Source organism: Mesorhizobium sp. CU3 (assembly GCF_006442965.1).
Classification (GTDB): Bacteria; Pseudomonadota; Alphaproteobacteria; order Rhizobiales; family Rhizobiaceae; genus Mesorhizobium.
On record NZ_VFWX01000004.1, the window covers coordinates 269684 to 295814 of the forward strand.

Here is a 26131-nt window from a genome sequence, read left to right on the forward strand (position 1 = left end):
CCTTCGCTCCTCTTGCGGCTCTAGTGAGCGGTCCAGCCGCCTTCGATCGGCATGACGGCGCCGGTGATCGAGGCTGCGTCGTCCGACGCCAGGAACAGGCAGAGCGCGGCGACCTGCTCGACCGTGACGAACTGCTTGGTCGGCTGTGCCGCCAACAGGACATCCTTGATCACCTGCTGTTCGGTGATCCCGCGGGCCTTGGCCGTGTCCGGTATCTGCTTTTCGACCAGCGGGGTCAGCACGTAGCCGGGGCAAACGGCGTTGACCGTGATGCCTTGCTCGGCAACCTCCAGCGCGACGGTCTTGGTCAGGCCGGCGACGCCGTGCTTGGCTGCGACATAGGCGGACTTGTAGGGCGATGCGACGAGCGCGTGCGCCGATGCGACGTTGATGATGCGGCCCCATTTGCGCACCTTCATCGCCTGCAAGGCGCGCCGGATCGTATAGAACGACGACATCAGATCGATCGCCACGACCGCTTCCCATTTCTCGATCGGAAAGTCGTCGATCGGCGCGACGTGCTGAATGCCGGCGTTGTTGACCAATATGTCGACGGCACCGAACTCGATGATGGCCTTATCCATCATCGCGGTGATTGCCTCGCCCTTGCTCATATCGGCATTGTCGTATCGAACGGCGACCCCATGATCGTCGGCGAGCTTCGCCCGCAGGCGTTCGATCTCGGCGGCGTCGCCGAAGCCGTTCAAGACGATGTTGCAGCCCTTGGCCGCGAAGGCCTCGGCAATGCCTTGCCCGATGCCACTGGTCGAACCGGTGATGAGAGCTGTCTTGCCTTCGAGCATCGTCTTGTCCTTCTGATTGAGCCGCCGGGCGCGAGCCCCCGGGTCTTGGTCTGACGATTAGTATGGTGAACCGCCGCATGCTGGGGAAATGCCGTTGAGACATGGATTCGATAGCCGACGGTCAGACCGTTGGCTTAGGCCATGGACGTCGATCGACCGAGCGGGTTGTTTGACGTAAGGGCAGCTAGTAAGATTGCCTGGCAACGCCGGCCGTGCCTTATGCGCGTCCAATGAGGGAAGCGTGCAGTGGAGATCAGCCAGGTCCGATACTTCTTGGCCGTCGCCAAGGAGCTGAATTTCACCAGGGCAGCCGAGCAGTGCAATGTCACGCAGCCCGCGCTGTCGCGCGCCATCAAACTTTTGGAAGACGAATTCGGCGGACCGCTTTTCCACCGCGAGCGCCGCTTCACGCACCTCACCGAACTCGGCCGCATGGTCGAGACCTATCTCGAGGGCGTCTTCGAAAACTCGCGCCAGGCAAAGCAGATCGCCGAGCAATATGTCACCCTGAAAAAGATGCCGCTCAAGGTCGGCATCATGAGCACGATCGCTCCAGACGAGATCATCGAGCTGATCGCGGCCGTGCGCACGCACCACCCGGGCGTCGAGTTGCACCTTTGCGACGCAGACGCGGTGAGCCTCAGGAAGAGGTTGCTGGAGGGAGAACTCGAGGCCGCCATCTATGCGCTGCCTTCAGACGTCCCCGACGAAGAAGTGCACTCCCTGCCGCTCTTCCAAGAGCAGATGGTGATGGCTGTTCACCTGACCCATCGCCTAGCCAACCAGCGCGCAGTGCGGGTCAAGGATATGAGCAACGAAAGCTACATCCATCGCAACAATTGCGAGTTTGCCGGCTACGCGGACGCCATCCTCGCCGAGCAAGGCGTTACGGTCAGTCCAGTCTACTGGAGCGATCGTGACGACTGGACACTGGCGATGATCGCGGCCGGACTCGGTTTCGGCTTCATGCCCGAGCACACCGCCAAGCATCCTGGTGTGGTTCCCCTGCCGATCACCGATCCGGAATTCTGGCGCGAGGTCAACCTCGTCACAGTCCGCGGCCGCAGGCATTCGCCTGCGGTCGGCGCACTGGTGCGCGAGGCCACGCAGAAGAAATGGTTCGGCGAGCGCGTGAAGACGCTGTCCGCCGCCGAATAGGTTCACCGGCTGCTTGTTTTGCATATCCGGGCAAAGCGTCTCCGCGCTCAGTTCTTTTTGACGGTCGAGGTCACCGACTGAATGACTTCGGTCGCCATCTTGAACTGCGCCTGGCGATCGGTGATGCCGTGCCGCTTGGCGATCCAGTCGAAATCGCTGTAGGCGGCATATACCGAGCCGTCCGCGGTCTGGTAGACAAGCACGCGCACAGGCCAGTCGAGCCCGGCCTCGGGATTAGATGTGATGAACGTGGTGCCGAGCGCCGGATTGCCGAACATCACGAGCCGCGACGGCCTCACGTCGTTGCCGGCGTTGTTGCCTAGCTGCGCCTGGTCGATGACGCCGAAGAACTTGATGCCCTTCTTGAGCACATCCTTCTTGATGCGGGCGACGGTTTCGGTGACGGAATAGTCGCTCTTCACGGTGACGACGCCGTCCGATGCGACGGCCGGGAGGGCAACAGCCACCAGCACGGCGGCGCCTGCAAGTAGAGTTTTCAGGTGGTTGAACATGTCAGTCTCCTTGGTTGGATAACGCTGTTTTCGGGTTGAGGCTCAGGACTTCGGCTTTTGCAGCACATGCGCGACCGCGATCGCGCCGGCGAGGACCACGGCAAGCACAGCCACGCAGGCGGTCCACCCGACGCGGTCGTAGACCTGCCCGATGACAAAGCTGCCGGCGAGCCCACCGCCGTAGTAGGAAGCGAGATAGATGCCGCTCGCTGCGGCGCGGTCGCGCGACGCTGTCCGGCTGACGTGCCCGGTTGCGATCGCCTGCGCCAGGAAGGTGCCGATCGCGACCACCGCCATTCCTGCGAGGACGATGGGAAGGCTGGGTGCCAGAAGCAGAAGCAAACCCACGATCGCCAGCCCAAGTGTCGCGCCAATCCCCGTCTTTGGACCGAGGACCGATGCCACACGCCCGGCAAGCGGCGTGGTCAGCATCGATGGCAGAAAGACGAAATAGACCGCACCCAGCGCCATCGGCGTCAACGACAGGGGCGTCGCGACGAGCTGAAAATTCACATAGGTGAACGTGCCGATAAAGACGAACAGGATCAGGAAGCCGATCGCGAAACAGGCGCGCAGCTCGGCATTTTGCAGCGGAACCCTCCAGGCCGCGCTGGCAGGCCGTCCGTCCGGTTCTTCGCGCATCATCGCCGAGGTCCTCTGCAAGGTGAACCAGACAAGGGCAGCCCCAAGCAAATTGAGGGCAGCGAAGGTCAGAAAGTTGGTAGAGATGCCGAACGTGTCGGCGACAGCGGCCGACATCAGGCGGCCGAAAAAGTTGCTGGCAACGTTGCCTGTCACATAGGCGGCGAGCGCGCCGGTCGTCTGCCGCGCCGAGAAATGCTCCGCCAGGTAGGCCATCGTGAGCGTGAACGCGGTCGACATGCAAAGGCCCTGCGCAACGCGCAGCAGGGCAAAGACGACAATGTTGTCCGTCTGCGAAAGCAGCGTCGTCGGTATCGCCAGGATAGCCAGGCTGGTCCAGATGCCGTTGCGGCGATCGATACCGCGTCCAAAGAGCGCGACGGCGATGCCCGCCACCGCCATGCCGAAGGTGCTGGCGTTGACGGCGAAGCCCATCGTGGCGCGGCTGACGCCGAACTTTATCACCAACGAAGGCAGGATGGCCTGGGTGGCAAACAGGTCGACGAGCGTCAGGAACGCAATCAGCGCGATCAGGCCGAAGCGCCAACTGTCCGCTGCCAGAATGCGAACCTGTGTCGGTTCGGTATGGTCACTCGTCGTCATGACAGGCTCCGTTGCCACGTCCTCAGGCAATCACCCGAGGACGGGCTCTTGGTTGATGTCGGGATCCCTTCGCCGCGACGAGCGGCTCACATCATGTGATCTTCGTGCATCGTCGGCGGCAGGACGTCGGCCGAATAGAGGACCGCCGGGACCTTGCCGTTGTTCTTCCACCAGTGCGCGAGCTGACCGAACTCGGCCGTCACGTCGCCTGCCGGATGTTCGATGCCGACCTTGCAGGTGCTGCGGTATTCGGTGATCGAACCCTCGACGACGAGGATGTTTGCCGGGCGGATATTGTGCTCATGCCACGGCACGACGCCGCCGGGCTGAACGACGAGCTTGCGAAGCCGCAGCATGTTGCCCTTCCAGGCCTCGCCCTTGCTGCTCAGGTCAATCGCGGAAAGCACCGTGTCGGTCACGCCGACCGGCTTGCTGGGGTGTTCCTGGATATCGGTGGCGGCTGCCTGGCCGGCAGGGCAGTCGCCTGCGAAAGCCGGCGCCGCGGACAATGCAGCGATCGCGGTAAGCATGCCCAGCGCGAACGCGACGTTGAGTTTCTTGGTAGCCATCTCGTATTTCTCCTTTGTCGGTGCCCAATCGCGGGAGGCGGGGCATGAGAAGGAGAGTGGCCGGAGCCTGAATGAAAGAGAAATGCTGACTGGCTCTTAAATCGATACCTGAAAACTATCGTGGATCATCACGCGACCGCAGGAACCAGAGCCACGATATAAATCATGGCGCAGACTTGTTATTCGATTTCTATGCAGCCGTTTTCCTTACCGACAGATCGATACCGCTCTCGGGCCAACTATGCGCCTTCACACTGTTGACGAATGTCGACGTGGCCGGCGAAAACCGGCGCCCGGCCACGACGACAAGCGATACCTCTCGCCAAACCTCTGGATCGACAACGGGCCTGATCTGCAATCCCGGTATGACGGCACTGAATTCCGGGATGAAGCAGATCCCCAGCCCACCGGAAACCATGTTTTGAATCCAGTCTTCGCGTTCGCTGGCGTAGGAGATCCTGAGCTTTACGCCTCGCTCGTTGCACAGGCCGGCGAGATAATCACGATACTCGCAGTTCAGGCGTCTGAGATAGTTCTCGCCGTCGAGCTCCGAGATGGCGACATTGTCGTTGCGGGCCAGCCGATGCCCATTGGGGAAGGCAAGAACAAACCGCTCGCGATAAAGCGGTGTAACATCGAACCTTTCGGGAAAACTGTTGCTGGAGGCCATGATGGCGACATCGATCTCACCGGCTTCCAGCAGTTGCGACAGCGATGCCGGCACGCCCTCGACAAGCTGCAGCTGGATGCCTTGCTGGCGCCTGTTGAAGTCCGTCAACAGTCCGGTAAATCGCCGCGGACCAATGGTGCACATCACGCCGACCTTGAGATTCGCATTCTCGAGGCACAGAAACCTCGAGGCTTCCTGGCGCACCCCGGTCACCTCGTCGAGGATCTGCTGAAATCTGGGGCGCAGCAAGGCGCCCAGGTCCGTGAGGTGGGTTAGATTCCGCTCGCGGCGAAACAGGAGGCCGCCGACCTCATCCTCGAGCTGCTGGATCGCGCGCGACAGCGCCGGCTGGGTAACGTTGCACCTTTCGCCCGCGCGCGTGAAATTCCGGGTCTCGCAGACGGCCAGGAAGTAGCGGATGTGATGGATGTCCATGCGTATCGTCCCTCAGCTGCACAGATGCTTTGCAGGCTCGAAGACTGCCGCAATGAGCCGGATCGCGCCAATGCGCGGGGGCTATGAAGTCGATAGCGGTCCGTCATGGTCCGGAGATCGCGAACTGCGGACATCGTGGCACGGGGACGCCCAAAAAACATGATGGCGGGCACCAAGGCCCGCCATCCATTGGCTTCTTGGTAGGGCAGTATGCTACTTGTTTGCGCCGCCGAGAGTATTCAAATTGCCGCAGAATTCGGCATGAGCCTTGCTCATCGCGGCATCCTGGCATTCCTTCATCATCGCGTCCTGCTTGTCCTTCGACATGGCGTTCCAGGCGGCCTTGAACTCGGCCGCGGGCTTCATCGTCTTCATGCTGGCGTCGGTGAAGAAGGGCTGCATGCTGTCCGGTGAGTCGAGAATGCCGGCGAACGCAACGCCATTCAGAACGGAAAGTGCAAAGGCGCCGAGGCAGATAGCTTTGATATTCATTTTAAAGTCCTTCTCTGGTTGGGTAGTCGTCCAATCGACAACCGTTTGATTGATTGACAGCAATTCAGAATTACTGGGTTCCTCCTTGCTGTGATGAAATTTGCCGCGACAACCCGCCAACTGGCTAATGCCGTCTGCGTATGAAGACTATGCCGGTTCTGCATCCTGCAGATCCTTGGCGGCACAGCCGTTAGCTGGCGCCACCCAGAGCGAGCACGTTGGCGCAGAATTGAGCATGAGGCTTGCTCATGGCCGGGTCGTTGCACGCCTTGGTCATCGTGCGTCGGTCGTGCTTCGACAGAGCGAACCAGGCCTTCTTGAAACCAGCCATCGGCTTCATCGTCGTCATCGTGGCGTCCGTATAGAAAGTCGGCAACGCAGCGAGATCGGTGAACGGGTTGGCGAATGCAGGGGGCGCGCCAAGGCTGATTGCAATCGTAGCCGCACAGGCGAGTTGTCTTCTCATCATTTCATCTCCTTTTCCAGGCGTTGGCTCTGTTGGCGACGCCAGATTTGGCGACGCGCATCGTCTGTCTTGATAGGAATGAAGAGTGCGGCGCGCGAGAACCGCCAGCCAATGCAATCTGCCTATGGACTTCATGCCACCTTGGCATTTCGGCTGAACAAGAAGATGCGGCAGTCTCTCTCCAGTCGCCCTCGCTGGCGACATCGGGATGGAGACCAGAACATGCTTTCCCAGTCCGCAGAGAGAACAATCCAAGCAATCACGTCGGTGGTGGATCTTGGCGTGGAAGGCCGGACGATCGACGTTGTGCTGACAAGCGACGCGCATGCCGCCTTTGTCTGGGGTGTGCTCGACCGCCTGCTGGACGAGGCGAACTGCAACGTGAGCGGCGTTACCGCGTCGGGATTTGCCGCACTGCAGGCGGCTGTCTTTGCCTATGGGCTAAGCGTCGGCGGCAGGCGCGGCGCGCGGACGGCACTTGCCAATTTCTGGCGGCGCGTCAGCCATGCCTCGATGTTCGCCGTCGACAGAACGAGGCTGCTTCGATCTATGCTGGAGCAGTCGATCGACCTCGAGCAGATCCGTGACGAAGACTGCTTGGTGAAGCTCTCCATTTTGGCCGTCAACGCTCGCAGCGACGTTGTGAAGACATTCTCTGGCAAGCAGTTGTCAATCGATGCGATCGTGGCCGCAGCCACCGTCCCGTTTCTCTCGCCTGCCATCGAGATCGACGGAGATATCTATTGGGGCGACGCCGACACATCGCGACTGCCGCCCGCGTCATTGACTGATGCTCGTGACCGCCTGGCGGTTGCCGGCAAGCCGCTGTCACGGTGTGCCGATTGCGATCCTGCCTCCACACGCTGCGCGATGGGCTGCGCGCCGGTTCACACTATCCGCGACAGTCAATATCGAGCTGCAGCTCCGCTTCTTCTGCGACCCTGGGTCGACTGGGGCGAACTAACTGACATTCGCGACAGAGGACGGCAATGTGCCGAAGACTGGCTTGCGGCTGAGCTTTCCAGCGCCGGCGAGCGTCCGGCCAGCGACCGACGAACCCAATACATCTAGGCGCTTCCCTCCCGCCTAGCCGCGCCTGCTTCGCATACTCCCGAATGCAGGCGCCAGGCCCTCCGGTTCCCCGGCCGGAGGGCCTTTTCGCGCCGCGTTCCAGAACATAGTGACCGCGTATCAATTCCATGCCGAGACAGCATTTCAGCTCGGCACGAAGATCGCAGACACTGATCTGCAGACGGGCCTCGTGGCCGGTCTTTCTGTCGAAACCCAATCAGGAGACAAGCCTGTGATCAACACCAAGACCCTTATCGGCTCAGCCCTCGCGGCCGCCACCTCGCTCGCCGCCACGGCTGCCTACAGCGGCCCCGCCGCCAAGCCCGGCTTCGCTTTCGAAAAGTGCTACGGCGTCGTCAAGGCCGGCCAGAACGACTGCCAGACCGCGACGCATTCGTGCGCCGGCACCTCGACCGCCGACAACCAGCCCGACTCCTGGCTCTACGTGCCCGCCGGCAGCTGCGCCAAGATCACGGGCGGCAGCGACAAGCCCAAGGCCTAGCCGATTTTCTATCTCACGCGACCTACCAAGGAGGAGACCGATGCCCAATATGTTTTCGCCACTCACAATCCCCGCATCGGCGGGCATCGGTCTTCGCTCGCCCCACATCGCGGAGATGCTGACGCGGCGCCCGTCCGCAGGCTGGCTCGAGGTTCACGCCGAGAACTACATGGGCGACGGCGCCGGCGTCCAGGCGCTGGAAACGCTGCGACAGACCTATCCGCTGTCCGTGCATGGCGTCGGCCTTTCGCTTGGCAGTGCGCAAGGGCTCGATCGCGACCATCTGGAAAGGCTGCGGAAGATCTGCCTGCGCTTCGAGCCCGATCTGGTTTCAGAGCATCTTGCCTGGAGCGTCGCCGACGGGGCCTATCTCAACGATCTCTTGCCATTGCGCTACGACGAAGAGGCGCTGGCGATCGTTGCCCGCAACGTCGAGATGGTCCAAGACACATTGAAGCGGCGCGTGCTGATCGAGAACCTGTCGGCCTACCTGGCCTTCACGGACTCCTCGATGAACGAAGCCGAGTTCCTGGCGGCACTCGTGGCGCGGACCGGCTGCGGCCTGCTGCTCGACGTCAACAACGTGCAGGTCTCCGCGCACAATCTGCAATATGACGCCAAGGCCTTCATCGACGCGCTGCCTGCGGAGGCCATCGGCGAAATCCACCTCGCCGGCCATGCGACCAACCAGGTCGGAACCGATACCGTTCTGATCGACGACCACGGCTCGCGCGTCCCTCCGGTCGTCTGGGCGCTTTACCAACATGCCATAGACCGGCTCGGCCCGCGCCCGACTTTGATCGAGTGGGACACCGACGTTCCGGTCCTCGATGTGCTGCTTGGTGAAGCGATGTGGGCCGACATGCTGACGGCATCGATCATGTTCAGCCGCAAGCAAGCCGCGCGACGCGCGCAAACGACAGCAGCCGAAGCGACGCCGATCCGCCTGTCCGTGGAAGCCGAAACGACCACAAGCATGCCTGTCCTTGCGGCGTTCGCCGCCGCCAGGGCTGCGAAACCATCCATCTCCCTGGCGCGGCCCTCGCTCGAGGAGAAATACCATGCTGCCGCTTGAGCACCTGCAGACCACCATGGCGCGGTCGGTGCTGGCCATGGAACCTACGATCGGCTCGAAATTGCTCATTGCGGGCAAGGCCGATCCGTTGGCCCGCCTGCGCATTTACCAAAACAACACCCGCAGTTCCCTTACCGCCGTGCTGATGGCCGTATTCCCGGTCACGGTTCGGCTTGTCGATGAACGCTTCTTTCGCTTTGCAGCGAGCGAGTTCATTCGACGCCATCCACCAGTGGAATCGCGGCTGGCGCGCTATGGCGCCGGCTTCCCGCGCTTCCTGAAGTCGATCGACACGCTGTCCGACATGCCGATCGTTGCAGAAACGGCGCGGCTCGAATGGGCCATCGCCGAGGCGCTCGATATCGCTTCATTGCCGCCATGCAGTCTCGCTGACCACGAGAATTCTGATCCGAGCGCGTCTCCCGAAATCTTGGTGCAGCCATCTCTAAGGCTGATCGTTTCGCACTGGTCGATCTTGTCGGTGTGGTCGGCGCATCAGCAGGGCGCCGCCGCCGACCGGCATAGCGCCTGGCCAAGGCGGGCGGAACGCGTGGCGCTGTGGCGAGCGGGAGACAACATTCGGCTCATCGACCTCGATCGCGCGAACCTCGCCTTCCTGCACTCCCTGAAGCATGGCTTCGGACTCGAACACGCCGCGGGCCGCGCCCTCGCGCTCGATCCTGCATTCGATCTCGTATCCGCGCTCGTACGGCTTTTCGGCGATGGGCTCGTCGCCGACGTTCGAAACATTGCGAACTCCCCCAAAAACTCATGGAGACAGTCATGACCGCAATATCAGATCACACTTCGTCCAACCCTGCCGGCTTTGTCGGCCTCTACAAGCGTATCATCAAGCTGCCCGAACACATTCCGTTTTCGCTGGTTCAACTCGCAGCACGCGTCGCGGTGGCACATGTCTTCTGGCAGTCGGCGCAGAGCAAGCTGGCGTCCTGGCCAGTGACGCTGCAGCTGTTCGCCAACGAATACAACCTACCGATCATCGACCCGTCGATCGCTGCGCCATTGGCGACGACGGCCGAAATCACCGGCTCGGTACTGATCTTCTTTGGACTGTTCTCGCGCCTCGCGGCCTTGATGCTGCTCGGCGTCGTCTCCGTCATCCAGATCTTCGTCTATCCGGAGAACTGGGCGGAGCATCTGCTCTGGGCGTCGTCGCTGCTTCTGGTGCTGACGCGGGGTGCGGGCGCCATTTCGGCCGACCACCTCTTCGAGAGAATCCTTCGTACCGAGAGATAGAGGCGAGACGATAACGCAGGTAGGTGAGACAGTCGTCGGCTCTACGCGTCGGCAACAACCGTCCCAACGGGGAGAAAGGGCGACATCGCTTGCGTCGTCAGAATGGCGGCCGCTTGTCGAGAAGCGGCACAGCCGGTCTCGACGGCCGACATAAGGCGCAAAGCTGCCAACCAGCGTCGCTTCAAGGTCAAGGCCCGCCGAATTGCACGCCATGGCCGCCGATTACCGAACTCATTGCCAAACGGTCTTTGGAAGCCCGCGCTGTTGAACTAAGTCTGACGAGCGTGATCAATGAGATAGAGAGACGAACGGGCCCAAAACTATTCGCTAAGAAGATAGCGATTTACCCGACAAAGCTCAATTCAAATTCAAGGAATTGAGCGTAAGCCATTGATTTATAATAAGTTGGTGGGCCCGGAGGGACTCGAACCCCCAACCAAGCGGTTATGAGCCGCCGGCTCTAACCATTGAGCTACAGGCCCCACGCGGGCTGGCTTAGTGTTTTTCTTGTCCTCGCACAAGGCTTTCAAAAGCGCTGGCGGCAAATGCCAAAATCAGCCCATATTCCAGCGATAGAGCGGCCTGTGCCCATAAGGTGCTGCATCGATCCACGCTCCGGCGCGACATTGCCACGAATCGAGGTTCCCCCGGGTTCGAGGCAAGGCGGCCATGAGCGCCGGATCACGGACATCGAGGAGTTTTCATGACCAGACATCTTTTACCCATCGCGCTCGCTGCAGCGGTCGCGTTCCCCGCGCTTGCGAGCGCCGCCGACACCCAGCCGCCGCCCCGCATCGTCGTGTCCGGCGAGGGTGAAGCGACGGTGGCGCCGGACATGGCGATCCTGTCGCTCAGCGTCATGCGCGAGGCAAAGACCGCGCGCGCCGCGCTCGATGCCAACAACGACGCCATGGCGGCGGTGATCGCGGCCATGAAGGCGGCCGGGATCGCCGACAAGGACCTGCAGACGGCCGGCATCCAGATCAACCCGCGCTACAACTACACCAACAAGGCCGACGGTAGTCAGGAGGCCGAGTTGGTCGCCTATCAGGTGACGAACACGCTTTCGGTGCGCGTGCGCGACGTCGACAAGACGGGCGACATCCTCGACAAGGCGGTCTCGCTCGGCGTCAACCAGGGCGGCGGCATCGCGTTCACCAATGACGATCCGAAAGCGACGATCACCGAGGCGCGCAAGAAGGCGGTCGCCGACGCCATCGCCAAGGCCAAGACGCTTGCCGAAGCCGCCGGCGTCAGCCTTGGCAAGGTCTTGGAGATCACCGACCAGAACATCTCGCCGGCGCCGATGCCGATGGCGGCCAAGTCGTTCGACGCTGCCCGCGCGGCCGTTCCGGTGCAGGCTGGCGAGAACTCCTACAACGTCCAGGTCACCGTCACCTTCGAACTGAAGTGAACTCAGCCCGCCCGGCATATCCCACTGCAAACAAAACCCCGGAGGGACAGATCCTCCGGGGTTTTTTCGAGCCCGCGCTTCAAACCGGTGAAGGGGCTCCACTACTCAGGATTGATCCTCGCAGAGGATCATATCCACAGGCGATCCTCGCAGAGGATCGTCCCGCCTGCCGGGCTTAAATCAGCTCAGCGATAGATGACTGGGCAGCCACGTTCGTTGGCGAACACCACCACGACGCGATCGCCATCCTGGCGGCCTGCAACCTTAACGGTGCGGCGGTTGATGTCGACGATGCGAACGCGGTACAGGCCCATGCGCTCGGCCTTGTCGAGCGCCCGGTCCGGGGAGCAGCCGCGCCGGTCGCGGCGCCAGTCACGGCGGCCATAATCGTCGTCGTCGCCGGTGTAAACGCCAAAGCGCGGGTCATGGTTGTTGCCGAAACCGAGATAGAGGCTGTCCGCATGGGCCGGGATAGCGGCGAAGGTGCCAAGCCCGACAAGAGCCGAAAGGGCCGCCGTCTTGATCGTGTTGAACATTGTCTCTCTCCTTGTTGTGGGGCATTGCCCGTAAAACCAATGATTGGAAAATGCCTTATTGAGTCTGAACTTGCTGCGAACCGGCCGTTCATACCCGGTTCATGTGGCGGGAAAATGCGAATTCGCTAATGCAGTCATCAACATGCGTTGCGAACCGTTCAAGGTTCGTCATCAATACGCGAACCCGTCAGGGTTCGTCGTAAGCGAGCCCGCCGGGGCTCGTCGTCTACGCGAACCCGTCAGGTTCGTCATCGTTGCCAATACGCGAACCCGTTACGGCTCGTCCTCCAGTATATAGTCAAAATAGTCGTCCGGCTCGCCCAGGTCGGTTTCCTTCGCCTTCACACGGCCTCGGATTGAGATGCCGGCTTCATGCACCGTCTCGGCACTTCCCGAAACCAACCTGTGCCACCAATAGAGATCCTGTCCCTCGGCGATCAGCCGGTAGGCGCAGGTTTTCGGCAGCCAGGTGATGGTGCGCACATTCTGCGGCGTCAGCCCGACGCAATCGGGCACGCGCGACAAGCGGTTGGCATAGTCTGAGCAACGGCATTTCTCGGCGTCGAAGAGACGGCAGCCGACGCTGGTCCAGAAGATCTCGCCTGTATCTTCGTCCTCGAGCTTCGACAGGCAGCATTTGCCGCAGCCGTCGCACAGCGATTCCCACTCGGCCGGCGTCATCGCCTCGAGCGTCTTGGTTTTCCAGAACGGCACGGTCATGCCCTGGATTTGGCCCTCAGTCGCGTCGCGGTCAAGCGCTCCTGGCGCGGCGACCAACTATCAACATTAGAAAAACAAGAAATTGCCTTCAAAAGGCCGGCCGGACGGCCTTGGTTGGGGTCAATGCCTTGCAATCGGAACCAATTGCGGTTGATGAAAGTTTGGGCAGGGATGGGACCCCACAAGGAGAATCGACTATGAAACGCCAACCACGGATTCTGGCGGGCACGGCAATCGGCCTGCTGATGGCATCCGCGCCGTTGGGCGCGTACCCGCTGCAGGGGAGTGCTGCTTTCGGGACTTCGCAGAGCGCGCCGCTCGTCCTGGCGCAGGCGGCCTGCGCCGAAGGTCAATCGGCCGAGGAATGCGCCCAGCAGGGCGGCGGCCAGCAGGGGGAAGCTGAACAGCCGCGCAAGAAGAAGCGCGAACAGCAGCAACAGACCGAATCGGCGCCGGCGGCTGAGCAGGCCGCGCCCGCCGAGTCTGAGCAAAAGCCGCGCAAGAAGCGGCAGGTCGAGCAGACTGAGGCAGCGCCTGCCGAACAGGGCGGCCAACCCGCTGTCGACGAGCAGCCGATCAAGCCGCGCAAGAAGCGCGATCAACAGCAGCAGCAGATCGAGGCGGCGCCAGCCGACCAGGGCGGCCAGCCCGCAACCGAAGAGCAACCGATCAAGCCGCGCAAGAAACGCGATCAACAACAGCAGCAGATCGAAGCGGCGCCCGCCGACCAAGGCGGCCAGCCTACGACCGACGAGCAGCCGATCAAGCCGCGCAAGAAACGCAACCAGCAGCAGATCGAGGCAGCGCCTGCCGATCAGCAACCTGTCGAGCAGGTCGCGCCCGCGGGCGACGACCAGCAGCAAGGCAATCAGGGCAAGAAGAAGCGCAAGCACGATCAGCAGCAGCAGACGGAAGGCGCTGGGCAGGCAGGCGAGCAAGCCACGCCGACCGAGCAGGCCGCGCCCGCCAACGACAACGAGCAGGGCGGCGGCCAGGGCAAGAAGAAGCATCGCCAGAACCAGCAGGGCGAGCAGCAGCCCGCCGGGCAGACGCCTGCGATCGAACCGACGCAAAAGGCCGCGCCCGCGGGTGAGCCCGTGCCCCAGGCCGAGCCGCTGCAGACCGGCGAACAGCCGGTGCAGGGCGAACAGCCCCAGGACAAGAAGAAGCGCGGCAAGAAACCGGCGGTCGAACAGCCTGCCAGTGGTGAACAGCCCGAGACCGGCGAGCAGACAAAGACCGGCCAGCAGCCCGCCACCGGCGAGCAGCAACCTGTCACCGGCGAGCAGCCGGCGAACAACAACCAGCCGGCCGCTGCCGGCACTGCCGCGCAGGGCGAGACCGGCAATCCGAACGAGGCGCCGATCCTGGACAGCCAGAAGGATCGCAAGCGTCGCGGCGGCCAGAATGGCGGCGCTCAGAACGACAACGGCCAGGCTGGCAATGCTCAAGGCGGCAATGCTCAAGGCGGCAATGGCGAAACCGGCAATCAGGCCGGGCAGCAAGGTGGCCAGCAGCCGCCGAAGCCGGTTGTTGTCGACCAGGGCCCGCCGCCCACCGACGACAAGTCGGCGCAGCAGGCGATCAAGCCTGAAAAGATCGTTCCCGTGGACGAGGAGAAGGGCAAGCGGATCGAGCGCACACCGGAAGAATTCGCCCGCGATCGCCGGCGGCCGAGGGGCGCCGACGTGCTGAAGAAGTTCGGCGACCGCGTCATCATCCAGTTCAACGACCAGACCTTCGTGGAAAGCAACGAGGCGCCCCGCATCACCCGCGGCGCCAAGGACGTCTACTACGAGGATCTATCGGGCGGCCGCACCCGCGAAACGGTCGAGCGCGGCAACGGCGTCCGCGTCGTCACCATCCGCAACCGCTATGGCGACGTCATCCAGCGCTCGCGTGTCATGCCCGACGGCCGCGAATATATCCTCAGCTATGTCGACGAGCGGCAATACCGCGACGATGACCAGGATTGGCGCGATCCGGGCGACGACCTGCCGCCGATGCGGCTGACCATCCCGCGCCGCGACTACATCCTCGATTCGGAGGATGTGCAGAGCGATGACGACTATTACACCTTCCTCGAGCAGCCGCCGGTGGAGAAGGTGCAGCGCCTCTATTCGATCGACGAGGTCAAGCGCTCCGCCCGTGTCCGCGACATCGCGCGGCGCATCGATCTCGACACGCTGAACTTCGACTTCGGTTCGGCGACGATCTCGGATACCGAGGTGCAGAAGCTCGATGGCGTTGCCAACGCCATTGAAAAGCTGCTGCAGAAGAACCCGGCCGAGACCTTCCTGATCGAGGGTCACACCGACGCCGTCGGCACGCCGGATGCAAATCTCGCTCTGTCGGACCGCCGCGCCGAGGCGGTCGCCGAGGCGCTCACCAATGCCTTCGGCATCCCGGCCGAGAACTTGACGACGCAGGGCTATGGCGAGGAGTATCTCAAGGTGGACACCTCGGCTCCTAACCGCGAGAACCGCCGCGTCGCCATCCGCCGCATCACCTCGCTGGTGGCGCCGGTGGCGAGCAACAGCGAGCAACAATGAGCATTTGATTTCAAGAGCCTGACAGGGCTTTTGGAATCAGCGCAACAGATCAGGCCCGTCCCTTGCCGGACGGGCCTTTTCTTGTCCCGGATCAAGAAGATTTGTCCTGTCGATTAGGACCTGCTCATTGAATCGCCGCATTGCGACACCCAGATTCTGTGCAGGGCGTTCCCTGCCCTGTCCCGACTCCAGCGGGACGCACTGAGCCCCGCCGGGTCCCCTCTCCGGCGGGGTTTTTTGTCTTGAAAACTATTTCCAACTGGTCGAAATACGGGCCGCATGCCGGAGGAAAAGCTTGATCGGTTTGGCTCGGCGACTTCGCCGTAGCGTTCCGTTCGGAACTGCGAACAAAGAGATGGAGCGGAAGCCCCTATGAAGCGTCTCGAACTCGCCATCGAATCCATCATCCTGGCCTCGCGCTGGCTGCTGGTGGTGTTTTATCTCGGGCTTGGGGTGGCGCTGGCGATCTACGCGCTGTCCTTCGGCAAGAAGCTCTATGAGTTCGTGATGAGCGCTTTCACACTCGGCGACACCGACACGATCCTGAAGATGCTCGGCCTGATCGATGCAGCCCTTGTCGCTTCGCTGGTGGTGATGGTCATCATCTCGGGCTACGAGAACTTCGTCAGCCGGTTCGACGACCAGGATGGCGAAGTCCATTGGCTGGGCACGATCGATGTCGGCTCGCTCAAGGTCAAGGTTGCCTCGACCATCGTAGCCATATCCTCGATCCACCTGTTGCAGGTGTTCCTGAACTCCGTGTCCTACACGACGGACCAGTTGATGTGGCTGACCATCATCCACCTCGCCTTCGTCGTCTCGGCGTTCATGCTCGCCTATATCGACAAGGTGATGGCGCTGGCCAAGGGCAAGAAGATCGAGGACTGAGTCGCCGTCAGTAGATCCTTTTGACCTTCGTCTGCGAATTCGCGAACACCTCGTCCGGCACGAAAAAGTCGCCTGCGAGCTGACCTGCGGCGTCCGGCGCATAGACCGAGAAATCCGTAACGCCTTCGGCGCGCATCACTTCCTCGTCGATGTAGAAATTGCCGGTCGCTTCGCGCGAGGGCCGCATGAAGATCGCATAGGCGGCATCGGCCATGATGTCGGGCGAACGGCTCATCGCGGCAACCGTCGCACCGCCAAGCAGATTGCGCACCGCGGCGGTGTCGATCGTCGAGATCGGCCACAGCGAATTCACCGCAATGCCGGCTCCAGCGAACTCGGCGCTCATGCCCAGCGTGCACATCGACATGCCGAACTTGGCCATCGTGTAGGCGACATGGTTCTTGAACCACTTGGCCTTCATGTCGAGCGGAGGCGCCAGATTCAGAATGTGAGGGTTGCCGGCTAACTTCAAATGCGGAATGCACATTTTGGACACCAGGAAGGTGCCGCGCGTATTGATCTGGTGCATCAGATCGTAGCGCTTCATGTCGGTCTCCAGCGTGCCGGTAAGCTGGATGGCGCTGGCATTGTTGACGCAGATGTCGATGCCGCCGAATTTCTCAACGGTCTTTGCCACCGCATCGGCGACCTGTGCCTCTTCGCGGATGTCGCACAGCACCGGCAGCGCCTTGCCGCCGGCCTGCTCGATCTCTTCGGCCGCCGTATAGATGGTGCCCGGCAGCTTCGGATGCGGCTCGGCGGTCTTGGCAGCGATCGTTACATTGGCGCCGTCGCGCGCCGCTCTCAGCGCGATCGCCAAGCCGATGCCGCGCGATCCACCCGAAATGAACAGCGTCTTTCCCTTGAGCGACATGTCTCGCCTCCCTCTTCAATGCGGGAGGCAACTTGCGCGGGCGACACGCCTGGCGCAAGAGCCGAAAGCAGCCAAAGTAGTTACGTACAGGAAGCGGCATTCACAAGCCGGCATCGCCCGAGTCTCAGGTGATCCTAAACCAGCACCAACCCCTGCCGCATGGCGATCGCAATGGCATCGGTACGGTTGGACGCGCCGAGCTTGATCAGGATCGCGGCGACGTGGAATTTCGCCGTGTGCACCGAGATGTTGAGCCGCCGCGCGATCACCTTGTTCGGCGCGCCTTCCGCCAGCAGCGCCAGCACCTCCGCTTCGCGTGGCGACAGGGTCGGCCGGACAGCACTGTCGTCCGCGGCGTCCTCGTCGGACGGCTCGCCGTGGAAATCGCCATGCGCGACCGCAGAAAGCCCTGCCCTGCTGACGCGGTAGCCTGACGCTGCCAGCCGCACCGCCGCGGCGATCAATTGGCCGTCGGCGGACGGTGGCAGGACGGCTAGGACATTTGCCGAGGGCGCTTCGCCGCCCCGCCGAGAAAGCAGGACGAGCGGCGTGGACGGACCTGCAACGCCGCCGCCCAAAGCCGCCTCGTCGATCACCGCGACGTCGGCGCCCTGGACGCCGCCGCTTCCGGCCATGATCGGCAGCAGATCGTCGCTGGCGGCGAGCTGGTCGGCCAGTTGCTCGGCACGCTGGGCATCGCCCAGCGCGACCAGCACCGTCAGCCGGTGGCTTGCCGGCTCTGGTCTCGCGATCGTCTGTGCTGCCGCGTTCGCCATCGGCTCCCTCAACTCAGCGGCTTTTCGCCGATGGTGATCGAGACATCGCGCTGAGCGCCGCCGCTGGAAACACCGAGCGTGACGGTCGTGCCGGCGCTGTCCGGCCCAAGCTTGCGTATCAGTTCGCGCGGACCATGCACCGCCTCGCCGTTCCAGGTGGCGATGATGTCGCCGACATGCAGGCCGGCCGCCTTGGCCGGGCCGTTGTCGTCGAGGCTCATCACCATGGCGCCATGCGTGTCGCCGTTGCGGATCGGGTGCAGCCCGGCGCCGAGATAGCCGCGCGCGACATGGCCCTTCTCGCGCAGCGTCGCCACGGCACGCTCGATCGTCTCATAAGGCATGATCAGCGCGCGCCGGCGCGGCCCGAACAACAGCATGCCGATCAGCCCGCCCTTGGCGTCGAGCACCGGACCGCCCTCGAAGCGGCCGCCGGTGTTGATGGCGAGATTAATGCGCCGGTCGATCGTGCCGCCGCGCATCGAGCGCCAGGCCGGTCCGACCTCGCCGACGCTGCCGAACACGGCAAGGGCGGCGCCATCGCTGTTGCCGGCGGCGATCGCCAGATTGCCGGGCCGCACGGCGCCGGCCTGAGCGAGTAGAGGCAGGCCGGCGGGCGCCGAAGCCGGCTTCAGCAGGGCGACGCCAGTCGAAGGATCGCGGCCGACGAGCTCGGCCTTGACGGTCTCGCCGGAGGCAAGCGTCAGCTCGATCTCTTCGCCGGCCTCGACTGCTTCCTCGGCGGTGACGAAGAAGCCGTCGCGCCAGTGGAACGCGCTGGCGGTGCGGTGGTGGTGCGTCGCAAAGCTCGCCACCGCCGGCGCGGCCGCGGCCGCGACATCGGCGATCGCTTCGGAGAAGGCGCTGAGGTTGAAGTCGCTCATGTCAAAAATCTCCTGGGTTCGGTGACCCAGATATCGCTCCATGCCGTCGCCGCCGGTACTCGCCTGACGGCTAGTCGGCGGCCGGACTGGCCACATGGTCAGGTCGCGGCTGTGAGGGCCGCTTCGCACATATAGTTATCGATTTTGCAAGATTACACGGGAACATGCCCATGGCCTTCGCCGCCGAAAAACTCCAATCCGACGACACGTTGCTCGACGCCTATTCCTCGACCGTCGCCGACGCCGTCGACCGCATCGGACCGGCCGTTTGCCGCATCGAGCGCGTCGGCGCCGGCGGCCATGGCTCGGGCTTCGTCATTGCGCAGGACGGGCTGGTGGTCACCAACTTCCATGTCGTCGGCGACGCGCGCGCCGTGCGCGTCACCATGCCGGACGGCGCCGCGCATGAAGGCCATGTGCTTGGCCGCGATCCCGACACCGATATCGCGCTGGTGCGCGCCGACGGCAGTTTCGCCGATGTCGCGCCGCTCGGCGATTCCAAGCGGCTGCGCCGTGGCCAGATCGCCATCGCCATCGGCAATCCGCTCGGCTTCGAATGGACGGTAACCGCTGGCGTCGTCTCGGCGCTCGGCCGCTCGATGCGCGCCTCGACCGGGCGGCTGATCGACGACGTCATCCAGACCGACGCCGCGCTAAACCCCGGCAATTCCGGCGGCCCGCTGGTGTCGTCGGCGGGCGAGGTGATCGGCGTCAACACCGCCATGATCCACGGCGCGCAAGGTATCGCTTTCGCAGTTGCTTCAAACACCGCCAATTTCGTCATCTCCGAGATCATCCGCTTCGGCCGCGTGCGGCGCGCCTTCATCGGCGTCTCGGCCGACACGACCAATCTGCCGCGCCGGGCAGCGCTCCTGTCGCAGGTCTCGACCAGCACGGCGGTGCGCCTGCGCAGCGTCGAGAAGAACAGCCCGGCCGCCAAGGCCGGCCTGAAGGAAGGCGACATCATCGCGGCCATAGACGGCCGTCCGGTCACCGGCGTCGACGATCTCGTGCGCATGCTCGATGCCGAGCGCATCGGCCGCGAGACGCTCTGCACCGTGGTGCGGCGCACCGGCGTCAGCCAGATGGCGGTGACGCCGGTGGCACGGGCGAGCTGAACGCGTCAGGCCGCCCCGGCCTCGACGAACTGCGCCTGGAATTCCGGGCTGAGCGGGATCGGCTTGATCACGTCGATCAGCACGCCATTGGGATCCTTGGTGATGAAATGGCGCTGGCCGAACGGCTCGTCGCGCAGCGAGCGCAGGATCGGCAGGCCGGCGGCGACGACGCGCTCATAGACGGCGTCGGGATCGCGCACTTCGAAATTGATCAGCAGTCCGGTTGTGCGGCCGCGCCCCTCCTGCGGGATCGTTTCGTGGTCGCCATGCACGATGCCGAGATTGACGCGTTTGTCCTCGGTCGACTGCAGGTGCACATACCAGTCGCTGTTGAACAGCGGCTTGAAACGGAAATGCTCGACATAGAATGCCGCCGTGGCTGCGACATCGTCGGTCATAAGCACCGGGTAGTAGCTCGTTGTCTTCATCTTTCCTTCTCCTCTAACATAACATACAATCTGTACGTAAATGCAAATAACATACAGGCTGTATGTATGCAACAGGAATCCGGACGCCGCTCCAACCGCGACCGCACCGAGGCGACGCGCGCCGATCTGATCGGCGCGGCGCGCAAACTCTTCACCGAAAAAACCTATGTCGAGACCGGCACGCCCGAGATCGTCGCCGCAGCCGGCGTGACGCGCGGCGCGCTCTATCATCATTTTGCCGACAAGCAGGCGCTGTTCGCCGCGGTGGTCGAGCAGGAGGCTGCCGCCGTGGCGGCCGAGGTCGATGACGCCTCGCCGCCTTCCCTCTCCGCCCGCGATGCCTTGATCGCCGGCTCGGACGCCTATCTGGCGGCGATGCAAGCGCCCGGCCGAACCCGGCTTCTGCTGATCGACGGACCGGCCGTGCTGGGCCGCGCCGGCATGGACGCCATCGACGATCGCCACGGCAACCGCTCGCTGCGCGAAGGCCTCGTCGCGGCCATGCGCGCGCAGTCGATATCGCGGCTTCCGGTCGAGGCGCTGACCGCGCTGCTGGCCGCCGCCTTCGACCGGGCAGCCTTGGCTATCGAGGCCGGCAACCCGCCCGAGGATTACCGCGCCGTTCTTATGGCGTTGATCGACGGGTTGGCTCCTCCTCCAGCGCCGGACCTGGCTCGAACTCGTTGAAACAGCCGAGCTGGCGCTTGAACTGATCGATCAGCCAGGCGGCCGCCGGCTTCGGGCTGCTATCGGTGCGATGCATGGCAAAGAGCGGCGAGCGCACCTCCCGGAAAACCTCGAGGTCGATTTCCACCAGCCTGCCGCTCGCCAGATCGTCGGCGATCAGCCAGCGCGGCAGCCCGCCCCAGCCCAGCCCCTCTCGCATCAGCGCATGCTTGGTGCGCACATCCGTCAGCCGCCAGGTGCGGTATGCAAAGACGCCGAAGTCGCGGCCCTTGGTGCGTTCGGACTGGTCGGTGACGACAAGCTGCGTGTGCTCGCGCGCGTCTTCGATCGCCACCGGCTTCGGCAGCAGCGCCAGCGGATGGCCGGGCGCCGCGGCCAGCACGATCGACATGAAGCCGATGCGCTCGAGATGCACGTCGACCTCGCCCAGCAGGCCGCCGATGCCGAGATCGGCCTGGCCGCTGACGACATGGTCGGGGATGATGCCGAGGGTGCCGATATGCAGGCGCAGCATCACCGTCGGAAACTGTGCCTCGAATGCCTTCAGCACCCTGACCAGCACCTGCGAAGGCAGCGACGCATCGACAGACAGCGCGACCTCGGCCTCCAGCCCCTGATGATGGCCGTCGACCCGCGCGCGCATATGCTGCAGCACGCTGACCATGCGCCGCGCGTCTTCCAGCACCGCCTTGCCGACATCGGTGAGCTGCGGCTCGCGCACCCCTTCGCGCTCGAACAGCTTCAAGCCGAGCTGCGCCTCCAGATTGGCGATGCCGTAACTCACCACCGACTGCGCCCGGTTCAGCTTGCGGCCGGCGGCCGAGAAGCTGCCAGTGTCGGCGACCGCCACCAGGATCTGAAGCTGGTCGAGGGTCGGGTTGGGCTGCATGGAGTGTTATCCGCTTTGTTGATGGATTGTATATAGATTATACCAGTTTTCTGGATAGAGCGATGCCCCCATATCTGGCGGGACAATTCAATCCAACCCCAAGGGGACACCGCTATGTCTATTCTTCTCGTAACCTCCAGCCCGCGCGGCGCCGCTTCCCACTCGACCAGCGTCGCCACCGATCTTGCCCGCAAGCTGGTTGCCGCCGATCCGTCGAACACGCTCGTCGTGCGCGATCTGGTCGCCAACCCGCTGCCGCATATCGATCCCGACTATTCGACCGGCATCTACACACCGGCCGAGGCCCGCACCCCGCGTCAGGCCGAGGTCGTCGGCGTTTCGGATGCCGTGCTCGACGAGGTCTTCGCCGCCGACACGATCATCCTGGCCACCGGCTTCATCAACTTCAACATCTCCTCGACGCTGAAGTCCTGGGTCGACCATGTCGCCCGTTCCGGCAAGACCTTCTCCTATGGCGAAGGCGGCCCGAAGGGCCTCGTCAACGGCAAGAAGGTCTATATCGTGCTCGCTTCCGGCGGCATCTATTCGGAAGGCGCCGCGGTCCAGATGGACCACGCCGTACCTTACCTGCGCAGCGTGCTCGGCTTCCTCGGCATGACCGATGTCGAAGTCATCCGCGTCGAGGGTGTCGGCATGGGCGCTGACGCCATCACCGCTGCGCTTGCGAAGGCGACCGCCAAGGTCGACGCGATCGCCGCCAACCAAGCGGCAATCGCCGCGTAAGTTCGGTTCGAAATTGAAAAAGGGCGGGTGCCGGCCGGCGCCCGCCTTTTTGCATGTTCGGCTACGCGGAGATCCGGAAAACGCGATGCCGGTCTGGAATGACTTTTTCTTCCCCCTGGTGCTGACCGGCGCCGGCAATTTGACGAAACTGACATTAAGTGGGCGGTCAAATTGCGGAAAAAGGTCGAGGCATCAGTGGCGAACCAGAACAAGATCATCATCACCTGCGCCGTAACCGGCTCGATCCACACCCCTTCGATGTCACCGCATCTGCCGGTGACGGCGGAAGAGATCGCCACCGCGGCCATCGAGGCGGCCGAGGCAGGCGCCGCGATCGTCCATCTTCACGCCCGCAATCCGGTCGACGGCCGCCCCGACCAGTCGACCGAGGCCTTCGCGCCTTTCCTGCAGGTCATCAAGCAGCGCTCCAACTGCGTGATCAACATCACCACCGGCGGTGCCGCGACGATGAGCGTGGAAGAACGCGTCAGACCGGCCAAGGTGTTCGCGCCCGAGGTCGCCTCGCTCAATATGGGCTCAATGAACTTCGCCCTGTTCCCGATGCTGGAGCGCTTCAAGACCTTCGAGCATGACTGGGAAAGACCCTATCTCGAATCCTCGCGCGACCGCATCTTCCGCAACACATTCGGCGATATCGAGCACATCTTGCGCACTTGCGCCGACAACGGCACGCGCTTCGAGATCGAGTGCTACGACATCGGCCATCTCTACACGCTGGCGCATTTCGTCGAGCGCGGCCTGGTGAAGGCGCCGTTCTTCGTCCAGAGCGTGTTCGGCATCCTCGGCGGCATCGGCACGCATCCAGAAGACGTCGCCCATATGAAGCGCACCGCCGACCGGCTGTTCGGCATCGACTATCACTGGTCGGTGCTGGGCGCCGGCCGCCACCAGTTGCCGATCGCCACGCAGGCGATCGCGCTCGGCGGCAATGTGCGGGTCGGCCTGGAGGATTCGCTGTGGATCGGCAAGGGCCAGCTTGCCCGCTCCAGCGCCGAACAGGTGACCAGGGTGCGCCAGATCATCGAAGGCCTCGGCGCCTCCATCGCCACACCCGACGAGGCGCGCCAGATCCTGCAGCTCAAGGGCGGCGACAAGGTCTCGTTCTGATCGGGATAGAGAGCGTAGAGCCGGCTTGATCGGAAGCCGCCACGCGGCAGCTAGCCGAACATCCGCTCGCCCTGCTCGTCGACGAGCTGAATGCCTTTCTTGATCGAGATGTCGACGGCATCGTCGAGGCCGGCGAAACGATCGGCGCGGATAAAGCGGTGCTCCTTCATCACGCCGTCCACTTCCTTGGAGACGACGCCGCAGGTCTGGTACTGGCCCTCGGCCTTGTAGGGCGTGGCGCTGATCAGGAAGCCCTTGTGCTCAACCTGCTTGGCCGGCTTGGCAGCGCCGGCCTCCGTCGCCTCGCTGCTGCCGCCACCGCCGAAAAGCTTCTTCAGAAAAGACATTCTTCAAAACTCCTATTCACGCGGGCGCCGGTGGAATCACGGCATCCCCTGCTCACGCAGACTTTGTCTCAGCATGCGCGAATGCGCCGCCGTGTTCCAGTCCCTTGACGAAGACGCCGACCAGAAGCTCGACCTGCTGCCAGATCTCTTCGGCCTGGCGGCTGTCCGAATTCGCCACATAGCCGCTGGTCACGATGCCATGCACGCTTGACCACAAGGTGCGGGCGGCAAGCGCACGGCGCTTGTCGTCGAGGCCGAAGTCGCCGGCCTTGAGCACACCGGCGACGATGTCGAACAATGCGTCGAGCAACGCGTCATAGGCATCGGGGCCCGGCCGCGTCGCGCGGCGGCGGTTGAAGGCAAGCACCGCCGGCCAGCTGCCCGGATGCGCCTCGACGAACTGCACATAGGCCGCCGCCATCGCCAGGATGCGATGCTGGACGTCGGTCACCCCTTGCCTTTCGAGATCGGCCATCGCCGCGAGGCCGGTCGCGCCGAGCCGGTCGAGCAGCCGCATGTTGACGGCGCGATGCACCTCGTCGAGATCGGCAAAGAGGTTATAGACCGATCCGACCGAGATGCCGGCCTGCTCGGCGATGGTGCGCGCTTTCAGGTTTCCGGCGCCACCCTCGTTGAGCAGCACTTCCGCAATGGCGAGGACCTTCTCGCTCATCTCTTCCTTGTCCAGCGCCATGCTCTTTCCCGTCGATCTGGCAGCGCCCGCGTGACCGGCCGCAATTCATCTCCATTCGCTTGCGTTTACCATGCCTGACGCTCTGTGAACAGCGTTCAAAATACCGCTTGAACAATGTTCATTTCCTGTTATGTTGATCTCGTGAACAACGTTCACATCAACAGGGAGAAGACAAATGCTTAGCCTGATCAAGACATTGCTGGACGGCGCCAGCGCCCGGGCCGAGGACAATCTGAAGGACCGCTTCGCCATCGACCTTCTGGCGCAACGCATCCGCGACGCGGAGGCGAGCCTTGCCGCCGCCAAGCAGACGCTCGCCTCGCTGATCGTGCGCCAGCGCGCCGAGCAATCGAGCCTCGACCAGCTCGACCGCCGCATCGCCGACCTGGAAACGCGTACGCTGAGCGCGCTTTCGGGCAACAACCAGACGCTGGCCGACGGCGGTGCCGCGGCAATCGCCGAGCTCGAGAACGAACGCGAGGTCCGCCGCGCCACGGTGAAGAGCCTCGGCGAAAAGACGCTGCGCATGCGGCTCTCCGTCGAGCAGGCGCATCGCCGCATCGTCGATCTCAACCAGGGCATGATTTCGGCGCGGGCGATCGACGCCGAACGCAAGGCGCAGTCACGCCTCAACCGTTCGATCGGCCGCACCGCCAGCATCAACGAGGCGGAAGATCTGCTTGCCCGCATCAAGGCGAGCCCGGACCCGTTCGAGGAATCCGGCATTCTCGACGAGATCGACGGAGAGCTGCGCCATGAAGCGATCCGCGACCGCCTCGCCGAGGCAGGCCATGGACCGGCCACGAAGGTCCGCGCCGAGGATGTCCTCGCGCGGCTGAAATCCCTGAACTGAACCCCGCAATTTTTCGAAAACAGACCAAATCCCCGAAACAGATCAAAATCCAAGGAGCAACACGATGAACGGCAATCAGACCTACATCCTCTTCAATACGATCTCCGTCGGCGCCGCCTACTTCATGCTCGGCCTGTCGCTGTGGCTGGCCCCGGTCGACCTCTCCACCAAGGGCTACTGGGCGATGGGCGTGCTGCTGCTCACCGGCAGCCTGGTGAACCTGGTCAAGTACCGCACCGACGAGCGCATCTCTGCCGAAACCACCGCCAAGATCGAGAAGGCACGCAACGAGAAGCTGATCAGCGAGTATGTCGGCAAGGATTGACCGCCCTTCCCGATTCCAA

The 26131-nt window shown here is 63.3% G+C and carries 31 protein-coding genes and 1 tRNA gene; 15 read left to right on the forward strand and 17 right to left on the reverse strand.

What is annotated here, in order from left to right:
- Nucleotides 1-20: 20 nt before the first annotated feature.
- Nucleotides 21-803 (reverse strand): 3-hydroxybutyrate dehydrogenase, encoded by a 783-nt coding sequence (locus FJ988_RS09030; protein WP_140816606.1) that lies wholly within the window; start codon nt 801-803, stop codon nt 21-23.
- A gap of 246 nt (nt 804-1049) precedes the next feature.
- Between FJ988_RS09030 and FJ988_RS09035 the strand changes: the two genes are divergently transcribed.
- Nucleotides 1050-1961 carry a LysR family transcriptional regulator gene (locus tag FJ988_RS09035; RefSeq protein ID WP_140816609.1) on the forward strand — a complete coding sequence of 304 codons (912 nt, stop codon included), beginning with the start codon at nt 1050-1052 and terminating at the stop codon, nt 1959-1961.
- Between the two features lie 47 nt (nt 1962-2008).
- Here FJ988_RS09035 and FJ988_RS09040 read toward each other — a convergent pair whose 3' ends face one another.
- The 6 genes from FJ988_RS09040 to FJ988_RS09065 form a co-directional block, all read right to left on the reverse strand.
- Nucleotides 2009-2473, reverse strand: coding sequence for a DUF302 domain-containing protein (locus FJ988_RS09040; protein ID WP_140816611.1), 465 nt, complete (start codon nt 2471-2473; stop codon nt 2009-2011).
- A gap of 42 nt (nt 2474-2515) precedes the next feature.
- Complete coding sequence (locus FJ988_RS09045; RefSeq protein WP_140816614.1) at nt 2516-3718, reverse strand: MFS transporter; 1203 nt, start codon at nt 3716-3718, stop codon at nt 2516-2518.
- Nucleotides 3719-3804: 86 nt separating this feature from the next.
- Nucleotides 3805-4287 (reverse strand): cupin, encoded by a 483-nt coding sequence (locus FJ988_RS09050; RefSeq protein ID WP_140816616.1) that lies wholly within the window; start codon nt 4285-4287, stop codon nt 3805-3807.
- Between the two features lie 190 nt (nt 4288-4477).
- On the reverse strand, nt 4478-5392 hold the full coding sequence (locus tag FJ988_RS09055; protein ID WP_140816618.1) for a LysR family transcriptional regulator: 915 nt from the start codon (nt 5390-5392) through the stop codon (nt 4478-4480).
- Nucleotides 5393-5605: 213 nt separating this feature from the next.
- Complete coding sequence (locus tag FJ988_RS09060; RefSeq protein ID WP_140816620.1) at nt 5606-5884, reverse strand: hypothetical protein; 279 nt, start codon at nt 5882-5884, stop codon at nt 5606-5608.
- Between the two features lie 190 nt (nt 5885-6074).
- Nucleotides 6075-6350 carry a hypothetical protein gene (locus FJ988_RS09065; RefSeq protein ID WP_140824841.1) on the reverse strand — a complete coding sequence of 92 codons (276 nt, stop codon included), beginning with the start codon at nt 6348-6350 and terminating at the stop codon, nt 6075-6077.
- Nucleotides 6351-6572: 222 nt separating this feature from the next.
- Here FJ988_RS09065 and FJ988_RS09070 point away from each other — a divergent pair, with 222 nt between their 5' ends.
- From FJ988_RS09070 to FJ988_RS09090, 5 genes are all read left to right on the forward strand, one after another.
- The gene (locus FJ988_RS09070) at nt 6573-7421 is read left to right on the forward strand and encodes a patatin-like phospholipase family protein (protein WP_140816625.1); all 849 of its coding nucleotides are present in this window, start codon (nt 6573-6575) and stop codon (nt 7419-7421) included.
- Between the two features lie 232 nt (nt 7422-7653).
- On the forward strand, nt 7654-7923 hold the full coding sequence (locus FJ988_RS09075; protein ID WP_140816628.1) for a DUF2282 domain-containing protein: 270 nt from the start codon (nt 7654-7656) through the stop codon (nt 7921-7923).
- A gap of 40 nt (nt 7924-7963) precedes the next feature.
- Entirely contained in the window at nt 7964-8998 is a 1035-nt protein-coding gene (locus tag FJ988_RS09080; protein WP_140816630.1) for a DUF692 domain-containing protein, read from the forward strand.
- Nucleotides 8985-9785, forward strand: coding sequence for a DNA-binding domain-containing protein (locus tag FJ988_RS09085; protein ID WP_140816632.1), 801 nt, complete (start codon nt 8985-8987; stop codon nt 9783-9785). Before FJ988_RS09080 ends, FJ988_RS09085 begins: the two co-directional genes overlap by 14 nt.
- Nucleotides 9782-10255 carry a DoxX family protein gene (locus tag FJ988_RS09090; RefSeq protein ID WP_140816634.1) on the forward strand — a complete coding sequence of 158 codons (474 nt, stop codon included), beginning with the start codon at nt 9782-9784 and terminating at the stop codon, nt 10253-10255. Before FJ988_RS09085 ends, FJ988_RS09090 begins: the two co-directional genes overlap by 4 nt.
- A gap of 406 nt (nt 10256-10661) precedes the next feature.
- On the opposite strand, the gene FJ988_RS09095 is transcribed toward FJ988_RS09090, so the two are convergent.
- Nucleotides 10662-10737: transfer RNA gene (locus FJ988_RS09095), tRNA-Ile, on the reverse strand.
- A gap of 221 nt (nt 10738-10958) precedes the next feature.
- On the opposite strand from FJ988_RS09095, the gene FJ988_RS09100 reads away from it, so the two are divergent.
- Complete coding sequence (locus tag FJ988_RS09100; protein WP_140816637.1) at nt 10959-11669, forward strand: SIMPL domain-containing protein; 711 nt, start codon at nt 10959-10961, stop codon at nt 11667-11669.
- A 185-nt stretch (nt 11670-11854) separates the two neighbouring features.
- Here FJ988_RS09100 and FJ988_RS09105 read toward each other — a convergent pair whose 3' ends face one another.
- Both FJ988_RS09105 and FJ988_RS09110 read right to left on the reverse strand, forming a co-directional pair.
- Nucleotides 11855-12205 carry a hypothetical protein gene (locus FJ988_RS09105; protein WP_140816640.1) on the reverse strand — a complete coding sequence of 117 codons (351 nt, stop codon included), beginning with the start codon at nt 12203-12205 and terminating at the stop codon, nt 11855-11857.
- A gap of 273 nt (nt 12206-12478) precedes the next feature.
- Nucleotides 12479-12925, reverse strand: coding sequence for a YcgN family cysteine cluster protein (locus FJ988_RS09110; RefSeq protein ID WP_140816642.1), 447 nt, complete (start codon nt 12923-12925; stop codon nt 12479-12481).
- A 197-nt stretch (nt 12926-13122) separates the two neighbouring features.
- Here FJ988_RS09110 and FJ988_RS09115 point away from each other — a divergent pair, with 197 nt between their 5' ends.
- A complete protein-coding gene (locus tag FJ988_RS09115) occupies nt 13123-15477 on the forward strand; it encodes an OmpA family protein (RefSeq protein ID WP_140816644.1) in 2355 nt (784 codons plus the stop codon).
- 372 nt (nt 15478-15849) lie between these two features.
- Nucleotides 15850-16365: a TIGR00645 family protein gene (locus FJ988_RS09120; RefSeq protein ID WP_140816646.1), complete on the forward strand. Its 516-nt coding sequence runs from the start codon at nt 15850-15852 to the stop codon at nt 16363-16365.
- 7 nt (nt 16366-16372) lie between these two features.
- Here FJ988_RS09120 and FJ988_RS09125 read toward each other — a convergent pair whose 3' ends face one another.
- From FJ988_RS09125 to FJ988_RS09135, 3 genes are all read right to left on the reverse strand, one after another.
- Complete coding sequence (locus FJ988_RS09125; RefSeq protein ID WP_140816649.1) at nt 16373-17239, reverse strand: NAD(P)-dependent oxidoreductase; 867 nt, start codon at nt 17237-17239, stop codon at nt 16373-16375.
- Between the two features lie 134 nt (nt 17240-17373).
- Nucleotides 17374-18015, reverse strand: a complete 642-nt coding sequence (locus FJ988_RS09130; RefSeq protein WP_140816651.1) for a response regulator transcription factor — start codon at nt 18013-18015, stop codon at nt 17374-17376.
- Nucleotides 18016-18023: 8 nt separating this feature from the next.
- Entirely contained in the window at nt 18024-18899 is an 876-nt protein-coding gene (locus FJ988_RS09135; protein WP_140816653.1) for a S1C family serine protease, read from the reverse strand.
- Nucleotides 18900-19069: 170 nt separating this feature from the next.
- On the opposite strand from FJ988_RS09135, the gene FJ988_RS09140 reads away from it, so the two are divergent.
- On the forward strand, nt 19070-20017 hold the full coding sequence (locus FJ988_RS09140) for a S1C family serine protease (protein ID WP_140816655.1): 948 nt from the start codon (nt 19070-19072) through the stop codon (nt 20015-20017).
- Between the two features lie 5 nt (nt 20018-20022).
- Here FJ988_RS09140 and FJ988_RS09145 read toward each other — a convergent pair whose 3' ends face one another.
- Entirely contained in the window at nt 20023-20445 is a 423-nt protein-coding gene (locus FJ988_RS09145) for a VOC family protein (RefSeq protein ID WP_140816656.1), read from the reverse strand.
- A gap of 66 nt (nt 20446-20511) precedes the next feature.
- Here FJ988_RS09145 and FJ988_RS09150 point away from each other — a divergent pair, with 66 nt between their 5' ends.
- Nucleotides 20512-21132, forward strand: coding sequence for a TetR/AcrR family transcriptional regulator (locus FJ988_RS09150; RefSeq protein ID WP_140816658.1), 621 nt, complete (start codon nt 20512-20514; stop codon nt 21130-21132).
- Here the strand turns inward: FJ988_RS09150 and FJ988_RS09155 are convergent.
- Nucleotides 21071-22021 carry a LysR family transcriptional regulator gene (locus FJ988_RS09155; protein WP_140816660.1) on the reverse strand — a complete coding sequence of 317 codons (951 nt, stop codon included), beginning with the start codon at nt 22019-22021 and terminating at the stop codon, nt 21071-21073. The two genes, FJ988_RS09150 and FJ988_RS09155, sit on opposite strands and share 62 nt — an antisense overlap.
- A 114-nt stretch (nt 22022-22135) precedes the next feature.
- Here FJ988_RS09155 and FJ988_RS09160 point away from each other — a divergent pair, with 114 nt between their 5' ends.
- Together FJ988_RS09160 and FJ988_RS09165 are read left to right on the forward strand one after the other, a co-directional pair.
- Nucleotides 22136-22765: an FMN-dependent NADH-azoreductase gene (locus tag FJ988_RS09160; RefSeq protein ID WP_140816662.1), complete on the forward strand. Its 630-nt coding sequence runs from the start codon at nt 22136-22138 to the stop codon at nt 22763-22765.
- A 195-nt stretch (nt 22766-22960) separates the two neighbouring features.
- Nucleotides 22961-23893, forward strand: a complete 933-nt coding sequence (locus FJ988_RS09165; protein WP_140816664.1) for a 3-keto-5-aminohexanoate cleavage protein — start codon at nt 22961-22963, stop codon at nt 23891-23893.
- 50 nt (nt 23894-23943) lie between these two features.
- On the opposite strand, the gene FJ988_RS09170 is transcribed toward FJ988_RS09165, so the two are convergent.
- Nucleotides 23944-24240, reverse strand: a complete 297-nt coding sequence (locus tag FJ988_RS09170) for an HlyU family transcriptional regulator (protein WP_140816666.1) — start codon at nt 24238-24240, stop codon at nt 23944-23946.
- A gap of 52 nt (nt 24241-24292) precedes the next feature.
- Nucleotides 24293-24934, reverse strand: coding sequence for a TetR/AcrR family transcriptional regulator (locus FJ988_RS09175; protein ID WP_140816669.1), 642 nt, complete (start codon nt 24932-24934; stop codon nt 24293-24295).
- Nucleotides 24935-25109: 175 nt separating this feature from the next.
- Here FJ988_RS09175 and FJ988_RS09180 point away from each other — a divergent pair, with 175 nt between their 5' ends.
- On the forward strand, nt 25110-25787 hold the full coding sequence (locus tag FJ988_RS09180; RefSeq protein ID WP_140816671.1) for a PspA/IM30 family protein: 678 nt from the start codon (nt 25110-25112) through the stop codon (nt 25785-25787).
- Nucleotides 25788-25851: 64 nt separating this feature from the next.
- Entirely contained in the window at nt 25852-26112 is a 261-nt protein-coding gene (locus FJ988_RS09185; RefSeq protein WP_140816673.1) for a YiaA/YiaB family inner membrane protein, read from the forward strand.
- Nucleotides 26113-26131: the final 19 nt, after the last annotated feature.

Excerpts from the sequence above, each read along its gene's own strand:
- FJ988_RS09080 (WP_140816630.1), top strand. The coding sequence starts at position 7,964 with ATGCCCAATATGTTTTCGCCACTCACAATCCCCGCATCGGCGGGCATC.
- FJ988_RS09060 (WP_140816620.1), bottom strand. The coding sequence starts at position 5,884 with ATGAATATCAAAGCTATCTGCCTCGGCGCCTTTGCACTTTCCGTTCTG.
- FJ988_RS09070 (WP_140816625.1), top strand. The coding sequence starts at position 6,573 with ATGCTTTCCCAGTCCGCAGAGAGAACAATCCAAGCAATCACGTCGGTG.
- FJ988_RS09175 (WP_140816669.1), bottom strand. The coding sequence starts at position 24,934 with ATGGCGCTGGACAAGGAAGAGATGAGCGAGAAGGTCCTCGCCATTGCG.
- FJ988_RS09055 (WP_140816618.1), bottom strand. The coding sequence starts at position 5,392 with ATGGACATCCATCACATCCGCTACTTCCTGGCCGTCTGCGAGACCCGG.
- FJ988_RS09130 (WP_140816651.1), bottom strand. The coding sequence starts at position 18,015 with ATGGCGAACGCGGCAGCACAGACGATCGCGAGACCAGAGCCGGCAAGC.
- FJ988_RS09065 (WP_140824841.1), bottom strand. The coding sequence starts at position 6,350 with ATGAGAAGACAACTCGCCTGTGCGGCTACGATTGCAATCAGCCTTGGC.
- FJ988_RS09105 (WP_140816640.1), bottom strand. The coding sequence starts at position 12,205 with ATGTTCAACACGATCAAGACGGCGGCCCTTTCGGCTCTTGTCGGGCTT.
- FJ988_RS09140 (WP_140816655.1), top strand. The coding sequence starts at position 19,070 with ATGGCCTTCGCCGCCGAAAAACTCCAATCCGACGACACGTTGCTCGAC.
- FJ988_RS09050 (WP_140816616.1), bottom strand. The coding sequence starts at position 4,287 with ATGGCTACCAAGAAACTCAACGTCGCGTTCGCGCTGGGCATGCTTACC.
- FJ988_RS09180 (WP_140816671.1), top strand. The coding sequence starts at position 25,110 with ATGCTTAGCCTGATCAAGACATTGCTGGACGGCGCCAGCGCCCGGGCC.
- FJ988_RS09120 (WP_140816646.1), top strand. The coding sequence starts at position 15,850 with ATGAAGCGTCTCGAACTCGCCATCGAATCCATCATCCTGGCCTCGCGC.
- FJ988_RS09040 (WP_140816611.1), bottom strand. The coding sequence starts at position 2,473 with ATGTTCAACCACCTGAAAACTCTACTTGCAGGCGCCGCCGTGCTGGTG.
- FJ988_RS09185 (WP_140816673.1), top strand. The coding sequence starts at position 25,852 with ATGAACGGCAATCAGACCTACATCCTCTTCAATACGATCTCCGTCGGC.
- FJ988_RS09110 (WP_140816642.1), bottom strand. The coding sequence starts at position 12,925 with ATGACCGTGCCGTTCTGGAAAACCAAGACGCTCGAGGCGATGACGCCG.
- FJ988_RS09085 (WP_140816632.1), top strand. The coding sequence starts at position 8,985 with ATGCTGCCGCTTGAGCACCTGCAGACCACCATGGCGCGGTCGGTGCTG.
- FJ988_RS09170 (WP_140816666.1), bottom strand. The coding sequence starts at position 24,240 with ATGTCTTTTCTGAAGAAGCTTTTCGGCGGTGGCGGCAGCAGCGAGGCG.
- FJ988_RS09125 (WP_140816649.1), bottom strand. The coding sequence starts at position 17,239 with ATGTCGCTCAAGGGAAAGACGCTGTTCATTTCGGGTGGATCGCGCGGC.
- FJ988_RS09030 (WP_140816606.1), bottom strand. The coding sequence starts at position 803 with ATGCTCGAAGGCAAGACAGCTCTCATCACCGGTTCGACCAGTGGCATC.
- FJ988_RS09115 (WP_140816644.1), top strand. The coding sequence starts at position 13,123 with ATGAAACGCCAACCACGGATTCTGGCGGGCACGGCAATCGGCCTGCTG.
- FJ988_RS09150 (WP_140816658.1), top strand. The coding sequence starts at position 20,512 with ATGCAACAGGAATCCGGACGCCGCTCCAACCGCGACCGCACCGAGGCG.
- FJ988_RS09145 (WP_140816656.1), bottom strand. The coding sequence starts at position 20,445 with ATGAAGACAACGAGCTACTACCCGGTGCTTATGACCGACGATGTCGCA.
- FJ988_RS09160 (WP_140816662.1), top strand. The coding sequence starts at position 22,136 with ATGTCTATTCTTCTCGTAACCTCCAGCCCGCGCGGCGCCGCTTCCCAC.
- FJ988_RS09100 (WP_140816637.1), top strand. The coding sequence starts at position 10,959 with ATGACCAGACATCTTTTACCCATCGCGCTCGCTGCAGCGGTCGCGTTC.
- FJ988_RS09155 (WP_140816660.1), bottom strand. The coding sequence starts at position 22,021 with ATGCAGCCCAACCCGACCCTCGACCAGCTTCAGATCCTGGTGGCGGTC.
- FJ988_RS09135 (WP_140816653.1), bottom strand. The coding sequence starts at position 18,899 with ATGAGCGACTTCAACCTCAGCGCCTTCTCCGAAGCGATCGCCGATGTC.
- FJ988_RS09090 (WP_140816634.1), top strand. The coding sequence starts at position 9,782 with ATGACCGCAATATCAGATCACACTTCGTCCAACCCTGCCGGCTTTGTC.
- FJ988_RS09045 (WP_140816614.1), bottom strand. The coding sequence starts at position 3,718 with ATGACGACGAGTGACCATACCGAACCGACACAGGTTCGCATTCTGGCA.